Below are 24,911 nucleotides of genomic sequence, written 5' to 3'. Positions count from 1 at the left end.
CAATTCCACGACCGTGCTTGCACCGAACAAGACATCTCCCGGTATGGTAACATTAAATAACTCCTCGATCCGGTTGGAAAACCTCATGATTTCAATCGAATCAAGCCCAAGATGAACAAGCGAGTTTCCGAGATCGAGGTCTGGCTGAGCTGATGCTTCAGAATAAATTATATCTTTAATTGACGACGAGACGGCTGCCATAACATCGTCAATTTCGTGGTGCTGAGTGATCCCTTCCGTAAGCGACCGTGTCTCATCGTTGCCAAGTCGCCACAGATGGATCGTAGGTAATTCACCTGACTTAAATGCTTGCCTCGTTGCTGAGCGTCGAACTTTACCACTGGTCGTCTTTGGAAGTGCTCCCTTTTGCACGAAAGCAATTGAATGCAAGATGATGGCATGGTCGTCCGCCAAACTTTTTCGGAGAACTTGGACAATCTCTTCGAAATGAGCTTTCCATTTCTGCTCAACCTCGCAGACGACGGTCACTCGTTCAGCACCGTCGATCTCCGTCGCAAAAGCGGAGGAAGTTCCCGCTTTGATGGCGACATGGCTGTTTTCTAGTAATTCTTCTATATCGTGGGGATAGATATTTTGTCCATTTATCACAATTAGATCTTTTATTCTCCCGACGACAAAAACATGCTCTCTGTATATGAAACCAAGGTCCCCTGACCGTAGGTATTCCGTATTTTCGTTAGCGATATTGGCTTTAAATACTTCGGTTGTTGCGATTTCATTATTCCAATATCCTAAGCCAACATGTGGCCCATTAATCCATATCTCACCGATTTGGCCCTCGGGGCGACGTGTTCTAGTTTGTGGATCAACAATTTGGATTTCGCAGGATTCAAGGACAGTCCCAGATGAAACCAGTCTGGTAACATCAACTCCACTGCCTGCTTGCACTTCCACCACATTGCCACACCGGAGTGCGCCCGCATCTACCGAGAGACTGGCAAAGCCCCGAAATGAGGGGCCACCCGCAACCATCAAAGTTGACTCCGCAAGTCCATAACATGGATAAATCGCTTCGCGGGAAAAACCAGCGAAACCGAACCTATCCTGAAACCGACGCAATGTCCCTTCGCGAACGGGCTCTGCGCCGTTGTATGCGACTGTCCACGACCTCAGATCGATATCGAGGACATCGGCGTCAGGAATACGTAAACATGCCTCGAACGCAAAGTTGGGGCCGCCCGAAATTGTAACGCGATTTTCGGAAATGGCTTTTAACCATGACGCCGGTCGAGACATCGCAGAAAAATGCGACATGAGGAAGACTGGAAAGCCGGCCACCATTGGTGTGACAATGCCACCTACAAGCCCCATGTCATGGTAGTGCGGCACCCAGTTGAGGCCAACGCTATCCACGGTCAATCCTGTTGCACTAATCATGGAGCGAGCGGTGGAGATCAGATTGGCGTCCGAGATCATAACGCCCTTTGGCGTCGACGTGGAGCCTGAGGTGTATTGCAGGACAGATATTTTGGGAGACAAACTGACGTTTGAACTCACATCCCATAAGGCAGGAGCCTCCGGTATCACATCCGTGCAAAATACCGCCGTTTTAGCCAACTCCAATTTTTGTTGTTTTAGCCGACGCGAAGTCTCGCTATCGGTTAGCACCACTGACGGCGCGCAATTCGAAATCATGTGATCAAAAAGAGCGCGATCTCGAGGCCGAAAGATTACTGGGACGGGAACAGCAATTACGCCCGCAAGATGGCACGCCCAAAACGCTTTCACAAAATCCAAGCCGGGTGGATAGCAAAGCACCGCGCGGCCGTTAGCTTCCACATGATCTTGAATACTAAATGCGATATCACAAGCGGCGCGGTAAAGTTGACCATAAGTTACACTCGCCACCGCCGCCGTGGCATGCAGAAAACTGTAGGCGATATCATCTGCTCTGAGTCGCGCGTTGCGACGGAAGACGTCGACGAGTCCCTCGACGTCGTGTCCTTCTAGGAAAGCCATTTCCTGTCCTTAAGGCTGATCGTCAATAGCAATGCTGAGATATCCACCCGCGCGAGCGCGCGAGACGCGCCACTATCAAACTCGAACAACATTACTGCGACCTTGGGTTCGGAATCGCGCGAAACATTTCTGCACAGGCCTCAGCTTGTTCGTGAATGTCGCCATCGAAGAGCGCCCCACAAACTTCTCGAACGCCTTCGAAGTTCTCCAATGCTTCACCGGAGAAGATCGCGTCGACTTCTTTTAAAGCCTCCATAAGAGAGTTTCGAGCGCCTTTTGCATGGGGATTTTCCCTCTGGATCGCCCAATAAGTGGAGGGTTGGCCGGACAATATTCTTGCCGCGAGAAGTTTGATGGCGCGAGCTGGCGGCGGCGCAAAAGTAGACTCTGGTCGAATGTTGGACTTTGACCAGGCTAATGCAACAGCGATTACTGCTGCGTGTACGGACACCTGATAAAGGGCGGTCAACTGATCATGTGAGTCGGGATCTGTCTTCACCAAAAGAAGCCCCCACGACTCTATCAACCGCAGGAATGCTTTCTGGCCCGCTCCGTCGCCGGCTGCTGCGGCCGCAAGCGATCGTCCAGATGGATCAAGATCCGGTGCAAACAACGGATTGATGAGTAAGACGTCCGGCAGCGCTCTCCCATTGGGCTTCGCAGCCTGCGTAATTTGCGAGAAATCGCTCATCACTGAACACGTAATAACGAGTAAACAGGATGGCTTTAGAGAATTATAAAGATTGAGAAGTGCGCGCTTCGCTTGGTCTTCCGGCAGACACAGCAATACCAGATCGGCACTCTTCAGCGCGGCGTTGATATCTTCCCCTTGAGGATTTACCGCATCACCAGCCAAGCAACCGGGGCTAGGACTGATGTCTATGCGGGCAATATTCTTCACGGCCGAGGATAAACGCTGGCTGAAAAAACGGCCGAAACCTCCGCCTGCTCCAAACACCACTGCGCTATTGAAATCACCATTGGTCATACGAAAAAAGCCCCGTCTAAATTGAAAGCGCGTGCGGCGTATGCAGTACAAAAAAATCGAGTGATCATCGAATATATTCATCTACAAAAGGTTGTCCACAGCTCCTTTATCCAATCCATGCGTTAATATCCGGACCCTTCCGGCTGCGATGAGAACCAAGCCCATTCACGGAGCCTCTCCATCGTCACACACGTCGAGACCCCAACATTCTTTAGGCATAGCAATGAGGCGATTCCGAACGACTGCCTCAAGCGACCCGCACGCCTAAGCACGCAGGTCACAGGTCACTGTGCCAACCTCACGCGGCAGGAAACTGAACAACAAGAGAGCTTTTTCTAGTCAAACAGAATGGAGTACAACGCATGATAACTTCTCAGTTGATTGCGAGGATAACTCAGGCTCGATAGGTTGCCGAAATTGGACTTCCGGCCCAACCCAGTCTTCTACGAGTGATGAACCGGACGCACGCCGATCAATAGCGGATAAGCACCATTGCAAACCGGAATAAGTTCGAACGCCCTCGTCGAGCGCCAGCGACGCTATTGTGAAGAAATTTATTCGATGCTACCTAAGGCGGTATTCAATTTTGTGGGGAAATTTTCGTGTTGAAAAACCTAGCATTGGATGCGCGGGAGCGCGCCTTTCTCGAGCAGAGAGACATTTTTCTCGAAAAGGCTTTGAAAGATATCGGATGTGCTTCTCTAACAGACGTTCCTGAGCTGACTGAGCACTTGCCGGTAGTTCTCCCACCCGTTTTCATTAAAGACTTTAGGAAAATCTCGTCGGAGGAAAAGCAGGCCCTCGCAGAGCAGTATTGGGGTGAACGAGGAGGGACCTATTTTATTGTCTTGAACCCGGAGGAACCGAGCAGTTTTTCTCATCCGCTTTTGGAAATTGCTAATCAAATCTCCGACGTCATACCGGTAAAATATCCCATGACAAATCCTGGCGAGGGCTCTCCGGAAGCTGTCGCGCGCTTCGGTCCACCTGATGGAACTTTGAAGATTTACAATCTAGAGACAAAGCCTGAGAAACCGACCGATCGAAATTTGGCGGAAACATCAGAGAAATTCGACGCGCATAACGATGGCTTGGGTTACGGCGGTGCGGTTGAAGTGTTTGCGCTATATCTCGATTCGCCGCCAATATGGGGTGGGTTTACCTTTCTCCAGAATGTTGTTCGACTGACCCTTAATCTCGCGTTGAAGGACCCTGATGCATTCACAAGCCTTTTTCTTCCGGACGCCATTACAGCTCTGAGGCCACTTGGGCGACAAGCCATTAAAGTGACCACTCCAGTGCTGTTTTTGAACGAAGCCGAAATGCCACAGGTGTTTTTTCGACTTGCGGTCGATGAATGCGATATCATTTGGAGAACGGGTATTCCTGCGCTTGAGCGTGCAGCGTCGTACCTTAACCACTACACTAAACCGTTTGCTCCAGGTTCATCGGTGATTCACCTCGACAAAACCGGGAGCGGAATTTTCGCAAGGAATCACTGGGTCATTCACGGTCGAACCCCGTTTTTGGATGGTCCCAAACCAACCGAGCGCCGCGTACTCGCGCGCAAATGGTTCGCGAGCGGTTCGCAGCACGCTGGTCATAAGCACGTTCCGGGAATGCATATTGCCGGACAATTTGCCTCTCTCTATCCAGAGATGTTTGGACCCGACCAAGTTCAAGGCGCCTGGACTTACGACGCCACAGCAGGAAAGAACATCCGCAAGCTGTGAATCGACACAGCAACGCAGAGTCATGCTGCACTGCCCGGCTTTTCGCGTTGGCAACAAAGTGAAGTTGCACCGACCGCTTTCATGGTTTGTGCAGCTACTCCTATTACGAAGCGTGGGAGCCATTTACAATGGATACAGCCATTAGGGTAAACGGATCTCGGTACGTTTGGAAAATCCTGTACCAGGCAATTGGCTTCATACTTTTCGCGCTATTTTATTCGCTCTACTGGGCGATTATCGCAATTGCTGCAAGCTCCACATTCACACTTAAAGCTACCCGCCTCGACAAGGTGATCAAACGTAGGCCCTATACTTTAACAATTGTCGCATACATGCTCCTGATTGCGGCCTCTCTGGGCCGTAACGCGTTCGATGGAATCGCAGGCCTTCTAACGAGCTGGCTGTGCATTGGCGTAATCAATGTCTCCGCAAGTGCATTTCGGAGCAACAAGAGGCGCAAGCTTCCAGATTTTGTTGAAATTTGGCTAGGAAAGAGGCTACGGCAACCTCTAGATATTTATTTCGTGAGGCTAACCTTTTGTTCGTCGCTGTTGCTAACTTTCCCGTTTCTTTTGATTGTTTTTCCTCAAACCGTTTCGCTTCCGACGATCATTATTTATTTGTTCGTTCTTTTGCGGACCGCGACAATGCAGGAGAACATCATTCATTACGACGTGCATAATCATTTTTTTCGTTGGAAACACCTGAAGGTACGTCGAGAACGGGACATATTTCAGTTTCTGAACGGCTATGTGAATCTAGTTGTTCCACTGCTTTCGTGCCGGTTTCCGTATCACTATACCGTAGAGCATTTGGTGATACATCATGCCGAGAACAACGGCTGGGACGATGTGCAGTCTACGCTTCGGTATGACAGGAAAAGCTTTTTGGATTTCTGCGAGTTTGCACTTTCTTTGGGGTTGCAGGTAACATTCTCGTTTTCCTGGTACGCGTATCTCGCCAAACGAAACCTAAAGAAGCCAATACGACTAATCGTTAAGGGTCAGATTATTCGATATTCAACGATTATAATCCTGTCGTTCTTCAATCCGGTAGCTGCGGCGCTTTTAATTTTTGTGCCAATATTATCCGGAGTTCCAAGAGCAGTATCAATATTCTTTTGGCATGGTTTAGTGGATACGAAAGATCCAAACAACATTTATACTAATACGATTAACATTGATGAACAAACCGGAATGGGTTTTGGATGGCACGTCGAGCATCATCTACGTCCCGGAACTCATTGGTTCAACCAAACGGAACAAGCGCGTCAAGACACGTCAATATATGGCGATAACGGCGTTATAACTTACATTCCGACGCCTGAGCTGCAACACTTATTCTTGCAGGCCATGTGGAGACGCCGCTTTGATCTCCTTGCGGAACGCTGTCTACCGACAGACAATCATCAACATGGCAATCTTGCGAGCCTCATTGAAACGAGAACATACCCTCTCGTGCGATCAAATCAATCGAGATGGTATCGAAACTTCGATTTACTACTCGGGCGCATTGCAAGCCGAGTCCTTCCCGGATCGTTTCCAACTTCTCCAACCAAGCTGTAATTTGATGGCTCCTGACGAACGCGATGCTTAGGTCCTCGTTGATAGGTTCCATTACGCAGTGGATTTACTTGCTTTATGACCTTTACATCCTCAAATCGACAGCGCGTGGTCTGGCCCGACCGAAACCGTGAAATGTTGTCGTCAACCAGTGATCTGTCGCAACAAATGCAAAAAGTCGTCTTCCTCCAAAATACCAACGCCGCGCTCGTAAGCGGTCTTTTTGACTAGAGAGAGCAGTTGCTCAACTTGCTCAACGTTCAAGAAAAGTCCTCTCGCACGAAGGGCAGCTTCTATGACCCTTTTGCTAGCCAATTGAGTGATGTGTATTTTCGGCGAAACACCAAGTGCAACTTCGGGGTCGTAAGGTTGAAACAAAAGCGTATCCACGAAAGGCGTGCCTGTGGAGATAGAGTTCACGCCCGGCCCGACGATCGGATCTGTCGTTAACAGGGGCCTGCCCACGACGTGACTAACAAATCTCGCAGTAGGAGCAATCTCCTTCAGATTCGGCGGTTGCGACCAAATATTTGACGGGACATTCAAACGCGAACTGAGCATTTCTGTTTGGTGCCCGAGAGCGAACAGAAGTTGTTCCGTCGCGGGCATTCCGGACCGTTCGCCGAGGCCAAGCCACGATCCAGTTACGGCTCGTACCCCGCAGCTCACCGCTTCCAAAGTGTTGACTAGACCGAAGCCAAGATCGTTATGCATATGCGCGACGAAGCTCACCTTATCCTCTGTCCTTTGAAGCAGTGCGTCAAAAAAACTTCGCGTTTCCGCCGGGAAAAGGCCTCCCACGGTATCACAAATGATGATCATCGAGACTCCAACTTCGGTCAAAGCGATAGCTGACTCGGCAACGAATCCAATGTCTGCTCGCGCCGCATCCATAAAAGCCACATCGATGCAGAACGCGTTTTCAGTGTCGAGGATAAATTTTACAACGTCACATATTTGGGATAAACAAACATCCGGCGTTCTGTGCATCATAGCAGCGCACATGGCCTCCGACACCGGTACTGCTATCGAAAGCCGCCCGAAGGCCGCCCCCCTCATCGAACGCATCAGAAGCCGAGCCTCTTGCATCGTTGCGCGCCCCGATGCGCCGATATAGCAGAAATCGACATTGTCTACCACCTCGCGTACAGCCTCGAACTCCTCTTGCCCGATGCTCGGAAAGCCAGCATTGAAAACGAGCCGCTCTGTGTTCCCTTCGCCAAAAATCTGCATATGTTTACGGGCGATCGATACTCGTTGGGGGCCAAGAATCAACGTTTTTCCTTGTGCGCCGTCCCTTGCAATCTCCTCATGAAAAACAATCGCTCCCGATCTAGCGGCCTGCTCAACAAGATCTAACAAAATATCACCTCTCGATTGGAAGTTATGCAAATAGCGGAATTTAATAGAAAAAACAGAGTGCGGGTTTGGATATCGTATTTAGTTTGTACGTTGGCTTTGCATTTTCGTGCCGCGCTTTTCGTGATCGGAGTTGCATCCTTGCAGTCTGCTTGTACAACTGCTAGCTCTATCACCACTGGTGGATTGTATCGATATATACGGTTGAAAAATTTGAAGACCATGTCGTCTTCCTCGTGAACACTCTCAGTGCTCGGCGCTTTTCCGCATTTGGCGGCCAGTGGCCCTTCGTAGCCAGTTTGGATCCACCGAGATGTTGAACCGGGGAAAAGAAGCGAGAGTATCAAGCTTACCAGAACGAGTTGATCTGATTTAGTAATGCCTTCTTAGGCAACGTCGTGCCCACTACGGTATTCAGAAGGATTTTGAAATGGATGCCAGCAAAGAATTGCCAATTATTGCAATGCCCGGAACTGTTGGTAACGATCCCGCTCAGTTGGATTCTCTTCAACTCTTTGTGCAACGACACATCGCTGGAATAGAGACCTTCTGGTGGTGTCTTTGGGCGGCGACGCTCGCGATTGTTTTCGTCCGGCTCGTTATCATGCCAAGGTTGTCAGGTCTCTCGACCGGAAATGCGGGCGTTTCAACCGAGAACCACAAGGCCGCAAGAATTTAAGAGAAAATGCGAAGAGTAGATAAGTGGCTCATCGAACTGGACGGTGGGATTGAACGCGAAGCCACCATAATTCTCTTCCCATTTGCCGGAGGAAGCGCCTCTTACTTTCGTGAATGGCCTGCGAAAGAGTCTCAATTTTCGTTTTACTGTGCAGAACTCCCCGGCCGCGGCTATCGCTTTATGGAGCCTTTTGCCAATTCAATTTCTGAATGCGCTGTTGCTATTGCAGACTCAATCTTAAAGTGGCGCCGTGGGCCGGTTTATCTCGCTGGCCACAGCATGGGGTCTCTTATAGCCACCGAAGTTGCCTACATTTTAGAGCAATCTGGACTCTCGGTAGCCTATCTCCTGGTTTCTGGATGCGGTGCGCCAGGCTCGGGACGACGAGCAATTAAAGGGAGCTTGACAGATCACATCATTTCGCTCGGTGGCATTCCGTTAGAGCTTTCTGAACACGCCGACTTCATGTCCATCTTCGAGACAATATTTAGTTCCGATATTAGCTTAATCGATGACTATGCTCCGCGAGAAGGTCTTAAACTATCATGCCCCATTATTGTTTGCTCAGGGGACAGTGATGAATTCCTCCAGCGCTCGGATATCCACGATTGGCGCAACGTTACCGATGGTCGATGTGACTTTGTGCCAATGAAGGGAGGGCATTTCTATCAATCCGGCACCCTATTTGAACTTCGAGAAGAACTCATAAAGGGCTTCGTGCTTAGGTAGAGCCTGTTGGCTTCTGCCGTCTCTGGACAAGCTTTCAACCGCGGTCAGAAGAATCGAGCTTGGTGGTCATGGGTCGGGCTGCATTGGTCTGTATTTGTAAATCATAAACGTGTCGATTGGTGCTCGCATGAAACTTTCTCTCCTCCAGCCTCCAAAAAATATTCTTAAGCATTCTCTGTCGAATTGCGAAGGAGCAGCGCGCGGCGCTTACAAACCAAAGACCTGTCGCGACCCGGCTGACTCGTCTTTCCGGAGCAGGCAAATCGACCATAGGCAATATCCTTGAAGCAAGTCTTCATGCAGCAGGCCGGCTAACCTATCTAATTGACGGCGAAACATCCGGCTTGGTTTGAATCGAGATCTAGGCTTCAGCGACTTAGAGCGAATTGAAAATATACGGATGGTGGCTGAGGTCGCGTCCTTGATGATCGACGGTGGTCTGACCGTTATTGTGCGTCTCATCGCTCCTTCGTGCCGAACGAAAGTTGGCGCGGGAACTTTTGGGGCCCGGTGAGTTCGTTGAAGTGTTCGTCGATACTCCTGTCAAAGGCGGGATCCGGAAGATCTTTACGCGGAGGCACTTCGCGGTGAGATCGCCAATTTCACTGCAATTGCGTCTATCTACGAGCCACCCGAGCATCCAGATATCCACTTACAAGCGTCTTTAATGTCTGCCGACGAACTTGCTTGGACGATGGAATCGTGGCTTCGCGAGCGCGCATACTTCTAAGATGTACAGGTGAAGCTAGGCAAGCGTCGGACCGGCCGTTTTCGGTGCGCGTTCTTAGTTTCAAGAAACTCGCATATTAGTTTGATTTTTTGGTCAATTTTAAGGGTTAGGGGACCACAATATCTTTGCTAAGAAAGATTGTCCCCCCACGTATGATGAGGGAATCCTATAAGCAGCAATCGTGGGATTGGAATACCGGTTACACTGCACCGCACAAAGCTCGACAGAAGAACCAACGTAGCCGCTCATCGTGCCGGCGCGCCCGGTTCCACGTTGTGGGTCTTGATACCGGTCAGATTGATACGCATTGGTGCGCGATTGGGGACTTGCTCGCTAGGCAGCTGTTCGGAACGCTCCTTCTCAGTCGGAACTTGGCCACCACTTTCCGGCGCTGCGGCCATGGCCTCGCTTATCGGATCGGCAGATGACGGCGGAACGACTCCGCCGGTGATCCTCGCTTGCGCGGCGGCGAGCTGCGCCGCCGGCGCAGGCTTCCACACGGCGACATCGCCTGGGTCTTTCGTCTTGAACACGTTCTGCCCCTCGAAATATCCGCTGGCATAGGAAAGCATCGCGTCCTCAAATGCCTCGGGCCGTGGATTGCCGTACCACTTCGTTACGATGCGGTAGACCTTGCTGAACAGTGCGGTTCCCATGCGGAGATTTTCGCAAGGTTCGAACAGGTTCATGTTCAGCTCATCGGCGTTCTGGATGCCATATCCAGCGGGATATTGCGTGAGGCCAACGCGAACGACGGCCTGGCCGAGATACTGTTTGGTGAGGTCCTTGGCCTCCTCGACAGTTTTCGGCTTCGGCACGGCGAAGGTGCGGTTACCGCTTTTTACGGTGACCTGGAGGGGGTCAGTCACACCGATCTCTTGCACGAACTGCTGAACGATTTCGACGCTCAGCCTCGGATCGGCACACTGTTTAATGAATGCGGCATCGATCATGGCGGATCCTTCCTTACTCGTTGAATGCCATTACCAGCGGGATATCGAAAAGCGAGGCCCAAGCCTCCCCGCTCGCCTTCAGGATGGAAACGATGTTGGAGCCGCCCGTCCACCAGCCATTGCCGACAGCCACAATCATATCGGGCTCGTACATCATGGATTGCAGGACAGGCCAGACCAAAAGCAGCTCGTAGCAGATGAGTGGCGCCGCGCGTCTCCCGTCAATCACCACATATGGACCGCCAAAGACCTGAGCGTGCGCGCCACCTGACGTCCACGGCTGCCACATCGAGACCGGGACCGGCATTCGCTGCCTGTAGAGAACCTGCGATGTGTTCGGGGTCAGCTCCATCATCACATTGTCGTAGCCGGTGGGATCGACCACGGCCGCACCGCCTATGATTCGTGCATCGAGACCGGCTAGCTCGCGTCGCCATAGGCTCTCCGTGGTGCGGCTCCACAATCCAAAGGCACTCTCGGGCAGGACAACGACCGACGCCCCCTGCCCCACGGCCTGCCTGACCATTCCGATTGTCTCGAGATGTTGGGGGTAGTCGGCATATTGTCCGGCTGTGGTAAACTTGAACTGCGTGTTGATCCCTGCCCAGCCATCAGGCACTGTAGGCGCGGTCCACGATGTAGCGGACCAAGCGTAAAATCCTCCCAGGACGAGCGCTGCGGTCGGCCAGTACCTCGTGGTCATGACGACCAGGCCGACCGCCATCGCAGCCAGACCATACCAGCCCCAGCCCGGAAACAGGATGCCGGCGGCGGTGATCGGACTGGCCCAGCCGGTGATGCCGAAGGGCGGCACACTCATCAGAATAGTGGCGACCGCATAGCGCAACGGGCGATGCCACCCGCCCTCTGACGTCCACAGGGCGGCATGAACGGTGACAAACAGGATCGACGCCGCGAGCCAGAACGAAATGCCGATGGCGAGCTGTTCGCCAAAGAAGATCGACGTCCCGACCGGCAGGCCGCGCGACGCTCCTAGAAAATGGCCGGCTGCTACAAGCGCTGCCACGGTCCGCCTGGGCGCGAATGCCCATAGCGCCGCGAAGGCAACGCCAATCGGGAGCATAAGCGCATGGCCGCTCCAGCCGATCGTACCGGTGACGACGCCACCGGCGACAAACGCTGCGCTGATTGCCAGATTACGGGGAGAAGGTGAGAATTTCTCGCGCGAGGCCAAGGATGCCGTCGGACGGGAGCGGGCCAAAATATCTCGAGTCATATGAACCAACAAATTCGGAATGCAGGAAAACCTCACCCTTGGGAATGGTGCCGCCTGCATAGACCGGCATGGGCCGTCCTTCTGCGTCGGCCTTGAGGACGCGGGATGAATGAAGAGGATGTCCGTCAACGATGACTTGGCCGTCAATTTCCACCGATTGGCCGGCCGTCGCCGCGACAGTCTTGATGAGCGGACCGCTCCCGGAGGCACAAAGACCTCGTGGCAGATAATGTCGTTCAAGTGCCAAGGACACGACTTCGCCGTCGGGCGGGCAAATGAATATGCGATCCCCTGTCTTGACCTCTCGATCCACAGTGACGATTTGCCAGAGACCGAGATTGTACGAGGGCGTAAAATTGATGCGGTAGCCGCCAAGGGCAAATGTGGCAGCGATGCCGCCGATCAATACGGCCCCGGCGCCAAGGATAACGAAGGCGTTGCGGCGGGCGTTCAACGGGTCATCCCCGGCTTCTGCACCTGCGTCCTCGCCTGCGCCTGTGCCTGCTCCTTCTGATGAGCGGCCACCTTCTGCGCCGCGTGGAACAGCGGCCAGGACTGAGCGAGCTTGCCGTGATCGTCAGGGGTGACTTTCGCGGCGGCCGCATCAAACTTCCTGCCCTGCGGCTCGGCGCTGCTGAAGGCGTTCGCACCGAACTTTTCATCGAGCGCCTTGTTCAATTCCTCGATCTCGGCCCGAACGATCCGATCAGAGTGCGCAAAGCCGAGCTGCGAATGCAGGTCGTTGCGGTCGATGGCGTCGCGGATGCGCTCGAGGGTGTGGTTGGCATTGCTCGAGATCGATGGCACGTCGACGCGCTGGCGATCTCGCTCCTGTCGAAGGGTGCCGGTGTGAAGCTCCTGCACTTCGGCACGGATGCGGACATAGTCCTTGATCGACTTCGCCAACGGATCGACATGGCCCAATGCATTTTGTCGCTGAACCTTGGACGCAGTGGACGCCAGCAGGCCGGTCTTCCCCTTGATCGCCCCATACGCCTCTGGGTTGGTGGCGAGCTGGTTGATAATGCGGTCCTGTGCAGCCTTGGCGGTCGCATCGTTACCGTTCAGGGCTGGGGCAAGATTCATTGCCTTCATCGCCTCATCCGGCTTCTCGTAGATGAACTTCATGCGCTCATTGATTTTGGTCCAATGAACGGTGAGGGTCGCATCGCCTTGCACTTTTGTCTCCACAGCTTGCTTGATGGAACTCGCCCAGGTCGCGATACCGCGCAGCCAGGGCCGGCTGGGCGCTGCCGCCATGGCAGCCCGGTTCGAAACGGTCTGGCCAATCGGCTGGTGTTGGCCGAAGCGCTCGATGAATTGCGAAAGCTTCGCGCCTGCTGCTGCGATCCTGTCACGCTGAATCTTGATCCAGCGAGCCTGATCCCTGGCGAGCGCCCTGGCAACCCGAAGCCCATACAAGCCTCTATTGTTGGCGTAATCAAGCGCCTGGCCGTAGTGGCGCGAGCCCGCAAAGTCGAGCGTCGTCGTCTTCGCGCCGGAGCGGGACATACGGGCGGCAAGCTGACCCGGGAGCTTCGACTGCTCAGGCTGTTGCGCGGCTGTCTCGATCCGCGCGGCACGAACTGCAACCGTCTCGATCACCTCAGCCGTCCACACGTTGCGCTGCGCGTTCTCCCATGTGGTCGTGGTCTTGCCTGTCACTGGATCGACCTTGCGCACCGGGACATTGACATCTTCGACGCCATCGCGCCGCAAGCGAACGGTGTCACCGGTCGCAGCCCCCGACTGCTCGATGGCCATGGGCAATGAAACGCCCCACACGCGATGAACCGCGCCATCGGGGGTGCAAATATCGGCATACGGCGTTTCGCGGCCCTTCTCATCCTCGCGGTAATGAGCCTTTCCACTTTCCACCAATTCGCCGACAATGCCGGCGCTGTGATCGACGCGTCCGCCTTTTGTGTAAAGATGCGTGGCCGCGATGTTTCGTGCTGCAGGATCGCGGTCGCCGACGCGGATAGCGGTCCAGACGTTGCGTTCGCCGACGCGTTCCTCGAACGTTTTTGCTCCTGTCACTTCGTCTATGACCGGCACGGTGATCACGACTTCCTCGGTGCCATCCTTGCGCAGTGTCACCACGTCGCCAACGGTCACGCCACCCTTGTCCATCGCCTCGGGCAGACTGACGCCCCATAGGCGGTGCGTCGAACCTGCCGCGTCCAGCAACTCGGCGTAAGGCGTCGGCTTCACATCATCGCCCTCGCGGAATTTCGCCATCCCAGCCTCAGTGAGCTTGCCGGTGATGCCGGCCGCATGATCGACACGGGCGTAACGGGCGAACTCCTGCGTCGCCGCGTAAAGCTCCACGCTGTCTCGGTGGCGGGTTAGTGCGACATAGGAAAGATGCCGGTCGAACATGGACGAGGCCAGAACCTTGACGCGGTCGACCGTCGCGCCCTGACTCTTGTGGATGGTGGTGGCATAGCCATGATCGATATTGCGATAGAAGGCCTGATCGACCTCGACACGACGCGACGTGCCGGGGCCACGCCCCTCACCGCCGACTTCTGCGACGATCTTGCCCTTCTCGGCTCCCACGACGCGGGCGATCATGCCGTTCATGACGCCAAGCGACTTCTCGTTTTTCAGGAAAACGATCTGATCGCCGGTACTGAAATTCCGCATACCGTCCTCGGTGCGAAACTCTGCGCCCTGCCCGATGATGCCACGCTCTTGCAACGCGGCCCGGGCCTGCTCATTGAGCGCCCGGACGTCCTTGCGCATATAGGCGAGTATCAGGCTGGACCGGGCCGGGTCGTAGTCGGCAATCCAATCTCTGACCAGGGCAGCGATCGCATCCGCCTTGGTGGTTGCTTCCTTCACGTGACCCTTCTCGTGATAGGCGCTCAGCGCTTCTCGGACTCTGCCGCGCGCAAGATCCATCGACGCATCACGCATCCACTGCTCGCGCTGGCGCCAGATCGTACCCAACTCGGCATAGCCGATGGTGTCGGCAAGCTTGCGGAAGGCGCCGCCCGCCTCGATCGGCTGCAACTGGTCCGCGTCGCCAACGAGGACAAGTTTGGCTCCCGCCTCATCGATGGCAGAAACAAACTCTGCCATCTGCCGCGAGGCGACCATGCCCGCTTCGTCGATGACGAACACCGTCTTGTTGTCGATCGCAGACCGGCCTTCCTTCCACTGCAATTGCCACGACGCCAGGGTGCGGCTCTTGATGCCAGCTTCTTTTTCGAGCCCCTCCGCCGCCTTTCCTGCAAGCGCCCCGCCGACGACCTTGTAGCCATTCGCCTCCCAAATCTCGCGGGCGGCTTTCATCATCGTGGTCTTGCCGGCGCCGGCACGACCGACCACAAGCGACAACCGCTCGTCACCGGTAATGCGCTCGATCGCCACTTTCTGCTCGTCGGAAAGCTTGGCGTTGGCAGCGAAGACTTCCCTGCGTGTCGATCGAGAAACGTCAAAGCCGGAAACGACCGAAAGACGCTGCGCCTGATCCGCCATGTCCGCCTCCATGCGGATCATGTCGCGGGTGGCGTAGCGGTTCGGCAGGATTTCGCCGGTCGCGAAATCAACCTCTTCAGCTTCCAGAAGCGAAAGCTCCGGGCTCTGCAGGATCCGCGCCATCAGGTCAGAAAACTGGCCGGCGTCATCAATATAGCGATGAAGATACCTGGCGATATCACGCTCGTCGAAAACCGATTTTTCCCAGGAGATCGCGTCGAGCACGATCTCCGGCCGCTGCTCGATCCGGTACGCGTTTTCGTGCCGTGCGGCCTGATGCAACGCCAGTCGATCGAGATCGATAGTGCGGCTTTCCGCCTCCGCCTCGCGCTGAATGTTTTTGGTCGAAACGCCAATATGCGGCGTTGGCACAAGCCCGATCCCGCGCTCGGCATAGGAGCGCCCATCGACGCGAATGTCATGGCCGTTCAGGCGTAGATGCTTGTTCTGCATGGAGTACCAGGCATCTCGCAATTCGAGAAAGTCGGTCTTGTCGCCAGCCCATAACTTGTACTGAATCTGACCGGACTTCGATCGTTGCGGCTGTCCGTGCTCATCAAGAATTGCGACCTTCTTTCCCCCGAACCCGTCATGGGTCAGCGGGCGCAAGCTGGTCATCAAATGCAGATGCGGATTGCCCGTTGCATCGTGATAGACCCAGTCTGCTACAAGGCCTCGAGCCGTCACGACGGAGGATACGAAGTCCCGCATCATCGCGATATTCTGCTCGGTCGAAAGTTCGATAGGCACTGCCAGAACGAATTCCTTGGCGAGCTGCGCGTCCTTCCTCGTCTCGAACGCTTCGACCTTGTTCCAGAACGCCTCGGACGACTGCGCCGGTGTCTTACCGTCTTTCAGCGCTCGTGCCCAGTCCGGCGCATCGTCCGGTAGCGCAAACTCGCTATGGACAAGACCGGGCTTGTTGGAGAAGTCCGCAACCCGCCCTTCCCGCTCGTTCTCCATGCGGGCAGTGTGACGATACGCGGCCGCGGCAACTGCCGATCGGCCTTCACCGCGGCTGATGATCTGGGGGGTGAAATGCGTAATCGCCAAGAGAGCAATCTCCGGACAAAGAGCGCCCACTCAGGGGGCGCATAGAGCAGACGTTGCGCAGCAACGTATTACTGCGCTGTTAGAAACAGACCAAAAAGTACCGGCAAGGCCGGTGCCTTGTAAAGTTGATTTCAGCTAACGCAGAAATCTGTGGTTGAAGGAAGCTGGCGCTTCCTTCAAAACAATCGGAAAGAGAAAGGAGCAAGCCCGATGGCAAAGAGAACCAAATCGCCCGCTGAGATCAAAGCGGCCATGGAAGCGCTCAAGGCTGAGCTGAAAGAGGCTGAAGCGCGCGAGGCTGAACGCCTCGGATCGCTCGCCGTCAAAGCCGGATTGCATGAGATCGACATCGATGACGCTGTTCTTGTGTCGGCGCTGAAAGAACTGGCCGCACGATTTCAATCCTCGCCGCAACTGTCCAACACGACGGCTTAGAGGCCGCATCGCCCAGAAGGAGAGACAGTTGCAGTCGGCCCGAAACGAAGATCGCAAAAAGGACACACGCGAGAAGATCCAGCTTGGCGGTCTGGTGGTCAAAGCCGGACTTCGGGATATCGACAAAGCCGTCTTGCTTGGTTGGCTGATGGAGCTCCCAAAGCGCCTGAGCGAGGACGAAGGGGAATGGGCAAGGCTGCAAGCCATCGGCAAAAGAGGGTTCGAGGATGCTGCCCAAGAAGATGATGCTCGTGATCGTGCCGGCAGCCCTTATGCTGGCACTTACGATTGGAATGAAAGGGATTGAATTCTGGCTAGCCAGCTTTGGCACCAGTCCGCAAGCCTACCAGACATTGGGTCGCATTGGTCTCGCCATTCCCTACTTAACGGCTGCACTCATTGGTCTCGTCTTTCTGTTCGCCACCAAAGGCTCGCTGCTGATCCAGTGGGCAGGATGGGGTGTGCTGATCGGTGGGCTCTTGTCGATGGCGCTGGGCGTCGGCGGCGAAGCATCGCGGCTGATCGGAATCCGAGCCAGCCAGCCGAATGCTCTTCTTTTGCCTCTGGTCGACTGGTTCACAATCGCCGGCACAGTAAGCTGCTTTTTCGTCGCGATCTTCGGTTTGAAGGTCGGGCAGCGTGGCAACATGGCGTTCGGTCGGACAGGTCCGAAGCGCCTGAAAGGCACAAGGGCCGTCCATGGTGCAAACGACTGGATGAGCCTGTCTCACGCCGCCAGACTTTTCCCGCCGACTGGAGGAATTGTCGTTGGAGAAAACTACCGGCCTGATCAGGATAGTATCGGTAAGGTCGGCTTCGATCCTCGTCGAAAGGAGACCTGGGGCAAAGGCGGCAAAGCGCCATTGCTTGGTTTCGACGCCGGATTTGGATCCACGCATGGCCTCGTGTTCGCCGGCTCGGGCGGCTTCAAAACAACGTCCGTTGTCATTCCCACGGCACTCAAGTTCAAGGGGTCCATGGTCGTGCTTGATCCCTCGACCGAGATCGCGCCGATGGTCAGGGAGCATCGGACACGAAACCATCAGGATGTCATTTCGCTCGATCCGCGCGTGCCCCATATCGGATTCAACGTGCTCGACTGGATCGGCAAACACGGCAATACGCCGGAAGAGGATATCGCCTCGGTGGCCGCATGGCTGATGAGCGAAAAGCCGCGCGTCAGTTCCGGGTCGGACGACTTTTTCCGAACCACCGCCGAGCAGCTTATCGCGGCTGTTATCGCCGACGTTATGCTGACCGATCTCGATGAGATCGAAGACGACCCGGACGAAGATCCCGAGTTTAAGACGGGCGAGAAGTCGCTGCGCATGGTGCGCAAGCGGCTGGCCCAGCCGGAAAAAACGCTTCAAAAAAAGCTCGAAAAGATTCACAAGAACACGTCATCGCGGTTCGTGCGAGAGAATGTCGCGCCCTTCATCAACATGACCGAGCAGACGTTTTCGGGCGTCTATGCAACGGCGACCAAGGAAACGCACTGGCTGTCCTACGAGAATTACGCGGCACTCGTATCGGGCAACGCTTTCCAGACCGAAGACATCGCCTCTGGCAATATGACGGTGTTCATCAACATCGATCTTTCGACCCTTGAAAATCATCCGGGCATGGCGCGCGTAATTATCGGGGCGTTCCTGAAGGCGCTCTATAATCGCAATGGCGATGTGTCCGAACGCGCCCTCTTCCTCCTCGATGAGGCAGCACGTCTCGGCTACATGCGCATCATCGAAACCGCCCGCGATGCTGGCCGAAAATACGGCATCACCTTGCTGATGCTGTTCCAGTCGCTCGGCCAGATGCGTGAAGCATTTGGTGGACGCGACGCGACGAGCAAGTGGTTTGAATCCGCGTCCTGGGTTTCGTTCTCGGCGGTCAACGATACCGATACTGCCGACTACATTTCCAGACGTTGCGGCACGACGACCATAGAAGTCGATCAGGTGACGCGCAATTCCAATGGTGGCCGCAGTGGGCGCACCCGTTCCAAACAGCTCTCGCAGCGCCCGTTGATCTTGGCTCATGAGGTCACACAGATGCGGACCGACGAGCAGATCATTTTCACCAGCGGAAACCCGCCGCTGCGTTGTGGGCGCGCTATCTATTTCCGCCGTGAGGAGATGGCATCGCGAGTAAAAGCATCGCACTTTGCGCCGAAAGCGACCGGCTGAAGCCGGCAAATGAAGCGGCGGCCTTCGGCCAGGTTTACCACAAGCTGCGGCATTCTCTTCGGCGCTCCTATGACGATCACGACTGAAAGTGCTCATGATAATTCTCGCATCAAGTTGATGCTGCGACAAGATGAGAACTTGGCTGGTGTGCTGCGCGCCTGTTTCTGACGACGATTGATCAAGCACCTATTCGCGGATTGGTTACCGCACGACCGTTTTCCGTCGCGGACCTTCCTCCTTCAATGGGACGGGCATCAAGTAAATCTGCCCCAGCGCCGTATCGAGGATTATCCTACATCAATCAGATCGCGCAGCACGCCAGCCAAGTCCGATGTTCACTTCTGTCCCTTGTCATCACTCCTGTTGTGTCCGAGGCCCGCGTGCTCCGGGCTACGCAACCCCGACCAGCTTCGCCCTGTGCACGCTACCGCGGTACTTCCACAGCAATCGCCGGCGTATGCCGCGCAATGTCCCAGATGAAACCGGCAAGCTCACGCGCAATAGCGGTCACGACCTTTACTGTTTGCTTTCCGGAAGCGGCAAGCCTCCGGAATCTGGCACATAAACGGACCTGCGCTTTCCACGCTATCGCTTTGATATGCTCCGGAATATCACCATTCCGGTCTATTAAGCTGCGCCCTTCGCGAGCAGGGAAGCGATAATGCCACGCCGATTCTATCAGCATCGTCCTGGCCGCGGCGTTACCACTGCGGGTGATCTCGCCACGTTTTATCCTCCTGCCGCTGGAATGCTCGGCCGGCACAAGGCCGAGCCACGCCATCAACTGCTTGGGGCTGTCGAACCGATGCAAGTCGCCGATCTCAGCAACAAGCGTCACAGCCGCCGTCAGCTTGATACCTCGCAAAGCCTGAAGCGCATACACCAATGGGCTCAACGTCCACCCAGAGACCGCGTCCTTCAGAACCTCGTCCAGCTGGTTGCAACGGTCCATCAAGTCATGAATACGTCGTTTGTATTCCTCGAAAACAAACTGCTGATGCGGATACGCGAACTTCTGTTCTGCCAGCCATCCCCAGTGAGCCTTGCCCCATATCGCCTTGCCGGTAAATCGTCGCCCGTGGCGCAGAAGAAAACTCTTCAAAGAAGATTTGGCAGAACCGAGATCATCCTTCACTTGCCGCCGAGCGCGGACCACGTCGCGAACCGCTTCATGAGCTTCGTCCGGCACCCACACAGCAACCAACTCGCCGGCACGCAAAAGGCGGGCAAGTGTCTGCGCGTCTCTGCGATCAGTCTTGACCTTGTCTCCCTGCCGGCGCGGCATTGAGGAAGGCGAGATCACCATGCAATCCACGCCAATCTTCGCAAGGAATCTGAAGATCACGAATCCACATGGCCCGGATTCATAGCAAACGCGGAGCTCGGAGCCATCCTGACCGATCTTTTTGAGCGCCACATGTAAAGTCTCTGCGCGGTTGGCAATTGTGCCGTAATAGCGAACCTCCTTGTCCACTCCATCGTCCGCAATAGCTATCGCTATGGTGTCCTGATGAACGTCTAGCCCGATGAACTTCTTTCCTACCGACATAACAGCTTCCTTTCTGTTGCTGGTCTGAAAAAGCACTTTCAGAAAGCTCCGGTCTCGGCGCAAGTGATCGTCATCCGGTCAATGGGGAGCGCGTTCATGCCTTCGCTCGCTTCGCGGGCTCCCTGCGGAATCCCGCTCCGGCCCTTCGGGCTGGAAAACCATATCTGACAGAGGATGGTAAGGTTTGGGGCTGTCCTTGAACTTTGGTCAAGCCGGCGAGAGATTGGAACTCAAAGACCGCGTAGCGTGGGATTGATGCGCAACAATGCTGGTGCAACTGATTATCAGCCAGTCCGCCACAGCAGCGTTTACCTGGAGGCTTTGGCGTTCTCGGTCCTGCCGCGGGAGGATCGTTACCGTACGGACGAAACCGTGCAGCGGGTTCGGTGAGCGAAGCGCATAGAGCCGTCCGATCAAAGATCGGCCCGTCCCCATCTCTTGGTTCAACGCGCCTGCCAACGTCATCCGAATATCAAAAACGTGAATCGAAAGTCGGTAACCGATTCAAATCTGTCATTGGACCACGTGCCCGAAATCGCAGATTCTCGGCTATGCTTGCTCAACCCTACCAGATCTATGTCGAACGGACCGACCCGGCCAGAAACATGGCCCGCTACTATGTCATGGAGATTTCCGAGACACTGTTTGGCGAGGCGTGCCTGACCAGAAAATGGGGCCGCATCGGAGCAAGGGGCCAGGCGAAGGTACATCTGTTCGATCGGGAAGAAGAGGCTGTGCATCTGTTTCTCGATCTCGCGAAGCAGAAACGTGCACGGGGTTATCGACCGAGACAGACCGCTCTGACAGCTGGAAGCTGACGACCCCTCCCGGCGATCGAAAATCGGGCCGCACGAGACGGCCCGCTTGGCTTTCATTGTCGCCGATCCCAATCGGTTTCGAAGAACACCTCCATCTCGACGAAGAACGGGATCTTGATTGCCAGCTTGAGGCCGAGTTTTCCCTTGCGGAAGAAGTGGACGATCACCTTACCAAGGCTACGGAGGCGTCGGCCGGTGCGGTTCAGGAACTGAGCGAGCTGTTGCATGGTGTTTTCTCCTTGTTGATTGCGGTCATCGCGGGGATCAGTGGCAGACCGGATAAGGAGTGCTGCACCTGCCAAGGCCGTAGCGGAGCGGAGGACCTGCCGACACCAGAATTTTGTCGGGCGAGGAGGCGCGAAGCGCCGGGGAAAAGTCAGGTGCCGGCAGGTTGCGGCATGACGAACGGGATGCATCGTCCCCGATGCAGATGAAGCAGACCGACAGGGAGAATGCAGTAGATCTTCGCTTCACCGTCATGAAGCGCCGACGTCGACAACAAAGGAGTAATACCGCCCTCAGAAGGGCGGCTTGGCGTCGATGATGCCATCCTGTTCGGCCTCGATGATCTCGAGTTCGGCCAGAGCCATTTCAAGCTCGCCTTCGATTTCGCGGCACTCGAAAACGTGCCAGGCATTTCTCAGCTCGGCGCGTTATCCTGACAGTCAACTAAGAATGCACCCCGAGCCGAAATTCCCGACTTTTCCAATTCCTTACATCAACCTCTTTTTCCCGACCGTTGACCGTCGACATGTCTGGTGTCACAAACGTCGGACTGGCTTCGCCAGGAGAGCGCTTCGCATTTTGGAGAATTTACTATGAGGCAGATCGAACTCTAAGCGCATAGGCGAGAGTTCTGTTCGCTTGTGCGCCACACCCGAATTTTTCGTGTTTTTGGAGCATCTGATGCGAACCATTTTACCTGCGCCCCTTGAGGGGATCGAGGTGTACGATGTGGATTCCGGCCTTGGTGGGCATTTTACTGTATCCGTCGCTAACGAATTGAACGACGGCAAGGTTGAAGTGCGCATTTGGCAAGGAGAGTTCACATCGCAGGGCTGGAAAACTCATGGCCTTTTCGACGGAAAGACCTTTGTTACCAGTCGGACGAAGCTAACCAACCCGAGAGGGCTTTGCTGAACGATACTGCCGCCACCTGTTGTTCTCAGGTGGCGGCATAGTTTTCAGTCATCTGTCATGGAAGTTGGGGGAATCGTCGCAAAAGTTGGTCGCAAAACTCTGACTTTTGCGATAGATTTTCCGCTGAATTTTCAGCGCCTGCAAGTTGTCGCAAATATTAGGCAGAGCGTCCAAAAACTAAGGGACTGCCGGCGTGCCCCTTGGTTCATCGGCCAGGAGCGCCCAGCGCTCATGGTCACACCAAACCCCACCAATCCGAAGGTATCGCGGAGAAAACCCCTCTTTTCGAAATCCCAAGCGTTTCACTAACCGGATTGATCGCGCGTTTTCAGGCTGAATATTGGCCTCAAGTCGATGAAGACCTAGTTCGGCGAAGGCATAAACCGTTGTAAGCTCGACAGCCTGAGCCATCCCTCCGGTACCTGCGAACGAGACCATGCCGTAGTAGCTGAGGTAGGCGCTTTCAAAGCCTTTCAAAAAAATCTGGCTTAAATTCGTTACCCCGACAATCCGGCCGGATTCGCTATCGCGGGCGACCAGCCCGATGCTTGCACCGGTCACTTGACCGGCATACCATTCCTCGAAGCCTTCGGGAGTTGTGAACGGCTGTACCCATTGACCATGAAACGCTCGGCTTTCTTGGTTCGCTTTTAAAAGCTCGTCGGCATCTCCGCGACTTACGCGGGCAAGCGAGATTTTTAACATCTACAAATTCTCTTCTAAACCTGCTCTTCAAATATGCCCAAGGTGGGTGTCACGTAATAAGTGGTGAAAACCCTTATCGATTCCATACGATAGCTAACCGTGGTAGACTTTTCCATGGCACATTTATCAGGAATTGATCGCTCCCAAATGCTGCTTCTGCCGGAAGCCGTTGAGGATTATGTCGGCCCGGACAATCCCGTTCGCTTCATCGAGGCTTTCGTTGACGGGTTGGATTTAGAGGCGGCGGGCTTCGCGCGCGTGACGTCGAAGGATACCGGCCGTCCTGGATACGATCCGGCGGATTTGCTTAAAATATACATATACGGCTATCTCAATCGGGTGCGGTCGAGCCGGAGGCTGGAGACCGAGGCGCATCGCAACATCGAGGTGATCTGGCTTCTGCGCCACCTGAAGCCGGACTTCCGCACCATCGCCGCCTTCCGCAGGATCAACCATTCTGCATTCCGGCAGGTCTTCCGAGAGTTCGTCATCCTATGCCGCCAGCTCGATCTGTTCGGTAAAGAGCTTCTGGCCGTCGATGGCACGCGGATCAAAGCGGTCAACAACAAGGATCGCAACTTCACCCGTGGCGCACTGACCAAGTTCATCAGCGAGGCCGAGGAAAAGCTTGCCGATTACATGAAGCGGCTCGATGAAAGTGACGCCGACGAAGAGAAACTGGGCAGCGGCAATGGCTCCGGCCGCGGCGATAGCAAACTTGCCGAGAAGATCGCGGCCATCAAAGGCAAGCGCGATCGCCACAAAGCACTGCTGGATGAACTGGACAAGACTGGCGAGGACCAAATCTCGCTGACCGATCCGGATGCCCGCGCCATGGCGCGCATGACCAAGGTCGGCGTCGGCTACAACATCCAGCTCGCCGTGGATGTGAAGCACAAGCTGATCGCCGGGCAGGAGGTCTGCAACCAGGTCCTCGACATGGGGTTGTTGGCGACGACGGTCGAAGCTGCCATGGAAACGCTCGGCGTTGACAAAATCGAGGCGGTGGCCGATCGGGGCTACTTCAAGATCGAGGACATCGAGGCTTGTGAGAAGGCCGGCATCAGCGCCTATGTTCCGAAGCCTATCCGCGGGCCGGCCGCACGCGAGGGCTTCTTCACCAAGGAGGCGTTCCGCTACGACCCGGACAAGGATGTCTATATCTGCCCGGCCGAACAGGTTCTCATGCCACGTTACGAGAGCAAGTCACGCGAGAACGTGAAGTTCGACTATTGCAACAGGGACGCTTGCAAGGCCTGCGCCCTCAAGCCACGCTGCACGAACAACCCCTATCGCCGTGTCTCGCGACTTGAGAACGAGGCCGTTCTAGATCGCATGGCAGCACGGTTGGCGGCGCAACCTGACGTTCTCGACCGGCGACGTGAAAGCGTCGAGCATCCATTCGGGACGATAAAGCAATGGATGTACCAAGGTGCTTTTCTGATGCGGCGGCTGGAGAATGTGCGTGGCGAGTTCAGCCTGACGGCGCTCGCCTATAATATCAGAAGAGCCATCACTCTCGTCGGCGTTTCCGGCCTCATCGCCGCTGTTCCGGCGTGAGAGGTTGATATTTGCCAATTTGAACGCAACAA

General features: G+C 55.1%; 18 protein-coding genes and 4 pseudogenes. 11 read left to right on the top strand and 11 right to left on the bottom strand.

Annotated features, from left to right (window positions below; all coding sequences use genetic code 11):
• Positions 1 to 6 precede the first annotated feature (6 nt).
• Both G6L97_RS28280 and G6L97_RS26555 read right to left on the bottom strand, forming a co-directional pair.
• Positions 7 to 1,980: pseudogene (locus tag G6L97_RS28280) on the bottom strand (AMP-binding protein); the annotation flags it as partial.
• A 91-nt stretch (positions 1,981 to 2,071) separates the two neighbouring features.
• Positions 2,072 to 3,049: a prephenate dehydrogenase dimerization domain-containing protein gene (locus G6L97_RS26555; protein ID WP_174004515.1), complete on the bottom strand. Its 978-nt coding sequence runs from the start codon at positions 3,047 to 3,049 to the stop codon at positions 2,072 to 2,074.
• Positions 3,050 to 3,570: 521 nt separating this feature from the next.
• On the opposite strand from G6L97_RS26555, the gene G6L97_RS26550 reads away from it, so the two are divergent.
• Both G6L97_RS26550 and G6L97_RS26545 read left to right on the top strand, forming a co-directional pair.
• Positions 3,571 to 4,701 carry a Fe(II)-2OG oxygenase family protein gene (locus G6L97_RS26550; RefSeq protein ID WP_174004513.1) on the top strand — a complete coding sequence of 377 codons (1,131 nt, stop codon included), beginning with the start codon at positions 3,571 to 3,573 and terminating at the stop codon, positions 4,699 to 4,701.
• Between the two features lie 128 nt (positions 4,702 to 4,829).
• On the top strand, positions 4,830 to 6,266 hold the full coding sequence (locus G6L97_RS26545; protein ID WP_174004511.1) for a fatty acid desaturase: 1,437 nt from the start codon (positions 4,830 to 4,832) through the stop codon (positions 6,264 to 6,266).
• 141 nt (positions 6,267 to 6,407) lie between these two features.
• Here G6L97_RS26545 and G6L97_RS26540 read toward each other — a convergent pair whose 3' ends face one another.
• Entirely contained in the window at positions 6,408 to 7,625 is a 1,218-nt protein-coding gene (locus G6L97_RS26540) for an isopropylmalate/homocitrate/citramalate synthase (RefSeq protein ID WP_174004509.1), read from the bottom strand.
• A gap of 427 nt (positions 7,626 to 8,052) precedes the next feature.
• Between G6L97_RS26540 and G6L97_RS26535 the strand changes: the two genes are divergently transcribed.
• The 3 genes and pseudogenes from G6L97_RS26535 (at position 8,053) to G6L97_RS26520 (ending at position 9,760) form a co-directional block, all read left to right on the top strand.
• Positions 8,053 to 8,301 (top strand): hypothetical protein, encoded by a 249-nt coding sequence (locus G6L97_RS26535; protein WP_174004507.1) that lies wholly within the window; start codon positions 8,053 to 8,055, stop codon positions 8,299 to 8,301.
• 6 nt (positions 8,302 to 8,307) lie between these two features.
• Complete coding sequence (locus tag G6L97_RS26530; protein WP_174004505.1) at positions 8,308 to 9,030, top strand: thioesterase II family protein; 723 nt, start codon at positions 8,308 to 8,310, stop codon at positions 9,028 to 9,030.
• A 158-nt stretch (positions 9,031 to 9,188) separates the two neighbouring features.
• A pseudogene (locus G6L97_RS26520) lies at positions 9,189 to 9,760 on the top strand (adenylyl-sulfate kinase).
• Positions 9,761 to 10,005: 245 nt separating this feature from the next.
• Here the strand turns inward: G6L97_RS26520 and G6L97_RS26515 are convergent.
• The 5 genes and pseudogenes from G6L97_RS26515 to traA form a co-directional block, all read right to left on the bottom strand.
• Entirely contained in the window at positions 10,006 to 10,713 is a 708-nt protein-coding gene (locus tag G6L97_RS26515; RefSeq protein WP_174004503.1) for a lysozyme family protein, read from the bottom strand.
• 13 nt (positions 10,714 to 10,726) lie between these two features.
• The gene (locus G6L97_RS26510) at positions 10,727 to 11,935 is read right to left on the bottom strand and encodes a conjugal transfer protein TraB (RefSeq protein WP_407655371.1); all 1,209 of its coding nucleotides are present in this window, start codon (positions 11,933 to 11,935) and stop codon (positions 10,727 to 10,729) included.
• The gene (gene traF / locus G6L97_RS26505) at positions 11,871 to 12,404 is read right to left on the bottom strand and encodes a conjugative transfer signal peptidase TraF (protein WP_174004499.1); all 534 of its coding nucleotides are present in this window, start codon (positions 12,402 to 12,404) and stop codon (positions 11,871 to 11,873) included. The genes G6L97_RS26510 and traF overlap by 65 nt, the downstream gene beginning before the upstream one ends.
• Positions 12,401 to 13,210, bottom strand: a complete 810-nt coding sequence (locus G6L97_RS28190; RefSeq protein ID WP_323131712.1) for a BID domain-containing protein — start codon at positions 13,208 to 13,210, stop codon at positions 12,401 to 12,403. The genes traF and G6L97_RS28190 overlap by 4 nt, the downstream gene beginning before the upstream one ends.
• Before the next feature lie 1,035 nt (positions 13,211 to 14,245).
• A pseudogene (gene traA, locus G6L97_RS28185) lies at positions 14,246 to 16,489 on the bottom strand (Ti-type conjugative transfer relaxase TraA); the annotation flags it as partial.
• Positions 16,490 to 16,699: 210 nt separating this feature from the next.
• On the opposite strand from traA, the gene G6L97_RS26495 reads away from it, so the two are divergent.
• Genes G6L97_RS26495 through traG form a run of 3 tightly spaced genes read left to right on the top strand, consistent with a single transcriptional unit; the run spans position 16,700 to position 19,107 of the window.
• Entirely contained in the window at positions 16,700 to 16,924 is a 225-nt protein-coding gene (locus tag G6L97_RS26495; RefSeq protein ID WP_174004495.1) for a TraC family protein, read from the top strand.
• Between the two features lie 28 nt (positions 16,925 to 16,952).
• Complete coding sequence (locus G6L97_RS26490; protein ID WP_174004493.1) at positions 16,953 to 17,231, top strand: conjugal transfer protein TraD; 279 nt, start codon at positions 16,953 to 16,955, stop codon at positions 17,229 to 17,231.
• The gene (traG, locus tag G6L97_RS26485; RefSeq protein ID WP_174004491.1) at positions 17,152 to 19,107 is read left to right on the top strand and encodes a Ti-type conjugative transfer system protein TraG; all 1,956 of its coding nucleotides are present in this window, start codon (positions 17,152 to 17,154) and stop codon (positions 19,105 to 19,107) included. Before G6L97_RS26490 ends, traG begins: the two co-directional genes overlap by 80 nt.
• Positions 19,108 to 19,531: 424 nt before the next feature.
• On the opposite strand, the gene G6L97_RS26480 is transcribed toward traG, so the two are convergent.
• Positions 19,532 to 20,656 carry an IS110 family RNA-guided transposase gene (locus tag G6L97_RS26480; protein ID WP_174004490.1) on the bottom strand — a complete coding sequence of 375 codons (1,125 nt, stop codon included), beginning with the start codon at positions 20,654 to 20,656 and terminating at the stop codon, positions 19,532 to 19,534.
• 510 nt (positions 20,657 to 21,166) lie between these two features.
• On the opposite strand from G6L97_RS26480, the pseudogene G6L97_RS26475 reads away from it, so the two are divergent.
• Positions 21,167 to 21,474: pseudogene (locus G6L97_RS26475) on the top strand (WGR domain-containing protein).
• Between the two features lie 53 nt (positions 21,475 to 21,527).
• Here G6L97_RS26475 and G6L97_RS26470 read toward each other — a convergent pair.
• Positions 21,528 to 21,701, bottom strand: a complete 174-nt coding sequence (locus G6L97_RS26470; protein ID WP_174004487.1) for a hypothetical protein — start codon at positions 21,699 to 21,701, stop codon at positions 21,528 to 21,530.
• 679 nt (positions 21,702 to 22,380) lie between these two features.
• Here G6L97_RS26470 and G6L97_RS26465 point away from each other — a divergent pair.
• Positions 22,381 to 22,614 carry a hypothetical protein gene (locus G6L97_RS26465; RefSeq protein WP_174004484.1) on the top strand — a complete coding sequence of 78 codons (234 nt, stop codon included), beginning with the start codon at positions 22,381 to 22,383 and terminating at the stop codon, positions 22,612 to 22,614.
• A 177-nt stretch (positions 22,615 to 22,791) separates the two neighbouring features.
• Here G6L97_RS26465 and G6L97_RS26460 read toward each other — a convergent pair whose 3' ends face one another.
• Positions 22,792 to 23,319, bottom strand: coding sequence for a GNAT family N-acetyltransferase (locus G6L97_RS26460; RefSeq protein ID WP_124916299.1), 528 nt, complete (start codon positions 23,317 to 23,319; stop codon positions 22,792 to 22,794).
• A 114-nt stretch (positions 23,320 to 23,433) separates the two neighbouring features.
• On the opposite strand from G6L97_RS26460, the gene G6L97_RS26455 reads away from it, so the two are divergent.
• Positions 23,434 to 24,879, top strand: coding sequence for an IS1182 family transposase (locus tag G6L97_RS26455; protein ID WP_124916322.1), 1,446 nt, complete (start codon positions 23,434 to 23,436; stop codon positions 24,877 to 24,879).
• Positions 24,880 to 24,911: the final 32 nt, after the last annotated feature.

This window comes from Agrobacterium tumefaciens (assembly GCF_013318015.2).
Taxonomy (GTDB): Bacteria; Pseudomonadota; Alphaproteobacteria; order Rhizobiales; family Rhizobiaceae; genus Agrobacterium; species Agrobacterium tumefaciens.
Note: the sequence above shows the minus strand (reverse complement) of the source record. Positions and strands in the feature narration are given on the sequence as shown.

Bases quoted from the DNA above. Each gene is read 5' to 3' on its own strand.
- G6L97_RS26465 (WP_174004484.1), top strand. From the start codon at position 22,381: ATGCGAACCATTTTACCTGCGCCCCTTGAGGGGATCGAGGTGTACGAT.
- G6L97_RS26515 (WP_174004503.1), bottom strand. From the start codon at position 10,713: ATGATCGATGCCGCATTCATTAAACAGTGTGCCGATCCGAGGCTGAGC.
- G6L97_RS26545 (WP_174004511.1), top strand. From the start codon at position 4,830: ATGGATACAGCCATTAGGGTAAACGGATCTCGGTACGTTTGGAAAATC.
- G6L97_RS26460 (WP_124916299.1), bottom strand. From the start codon at position 23,319: ATGTTAAAAATCTCGCTTGCCCGCGTAAGTCGCGGAGATGCCGACGAG.
- G6L97_RS26535 (WP_174004507.1), top strand. From the start codon at position 8,053: ATGGATGCCAGCAAAGAATTGCCAATTATTGCAATGCCCGGAACTGTT.
- G6L97_RS26495 (WP_174004495.1), top strand. From the start codon at position 16,700: ATGGCAAAGAGAACCAAATCGCCCGCTGAGATCAAAGCGGCCATGGAA.
- G6L97_RS26470 (WP_174004487.1), bottom strand. From the start codon at position 21,701: ATGCAACAGCTCGCTCAGTTCCTGAACCGCACCGGCCGACGCCTCCGT.
- G6L97_RS28190 (WP_323131712.1), bottom strand. From the start codon at position 13,210: ATGGCGGCAGCGCCCAGCCGGCCCTGGCTGCGCGGTATCGCGACCTGG.
- traG (WP_174004491.1), top strand. From the start codon at position 17,152: ATGCTGCCCAAGAAGATGATGCTCGTGATCGTGCCGGCAGCCCTTATG.
- G6L97_RS26555 (WP_174004515.1), bottom strand. From the start codon at position 3,049: ATGAATATATTCGATGATCACTCGATTTTTTTGTACTGCATACGCCGC.
- G6L97_RS26530 (WP_174004505.1), top strand. From the start codon at position 8,308: ATGCGAAGAGTAGATAAGTGGCTCATCGAACTGGACGGTGGGATTGAA.
- G6L97_RS26480 (WP_174004490.1), bottom strand. From the start codon at position 20,656: ATGTCGGTAGGAAAGAAGTTCATCGGGCTAGACGTTCATCAGGACACC.
- G6L97_RS26455 (WP_124916322.1), top strand. From the start codon at position 23,434: ATGGCACATTTATCAGGAATTGATCGCTCCCAAATGCTGCTTCTGCCG.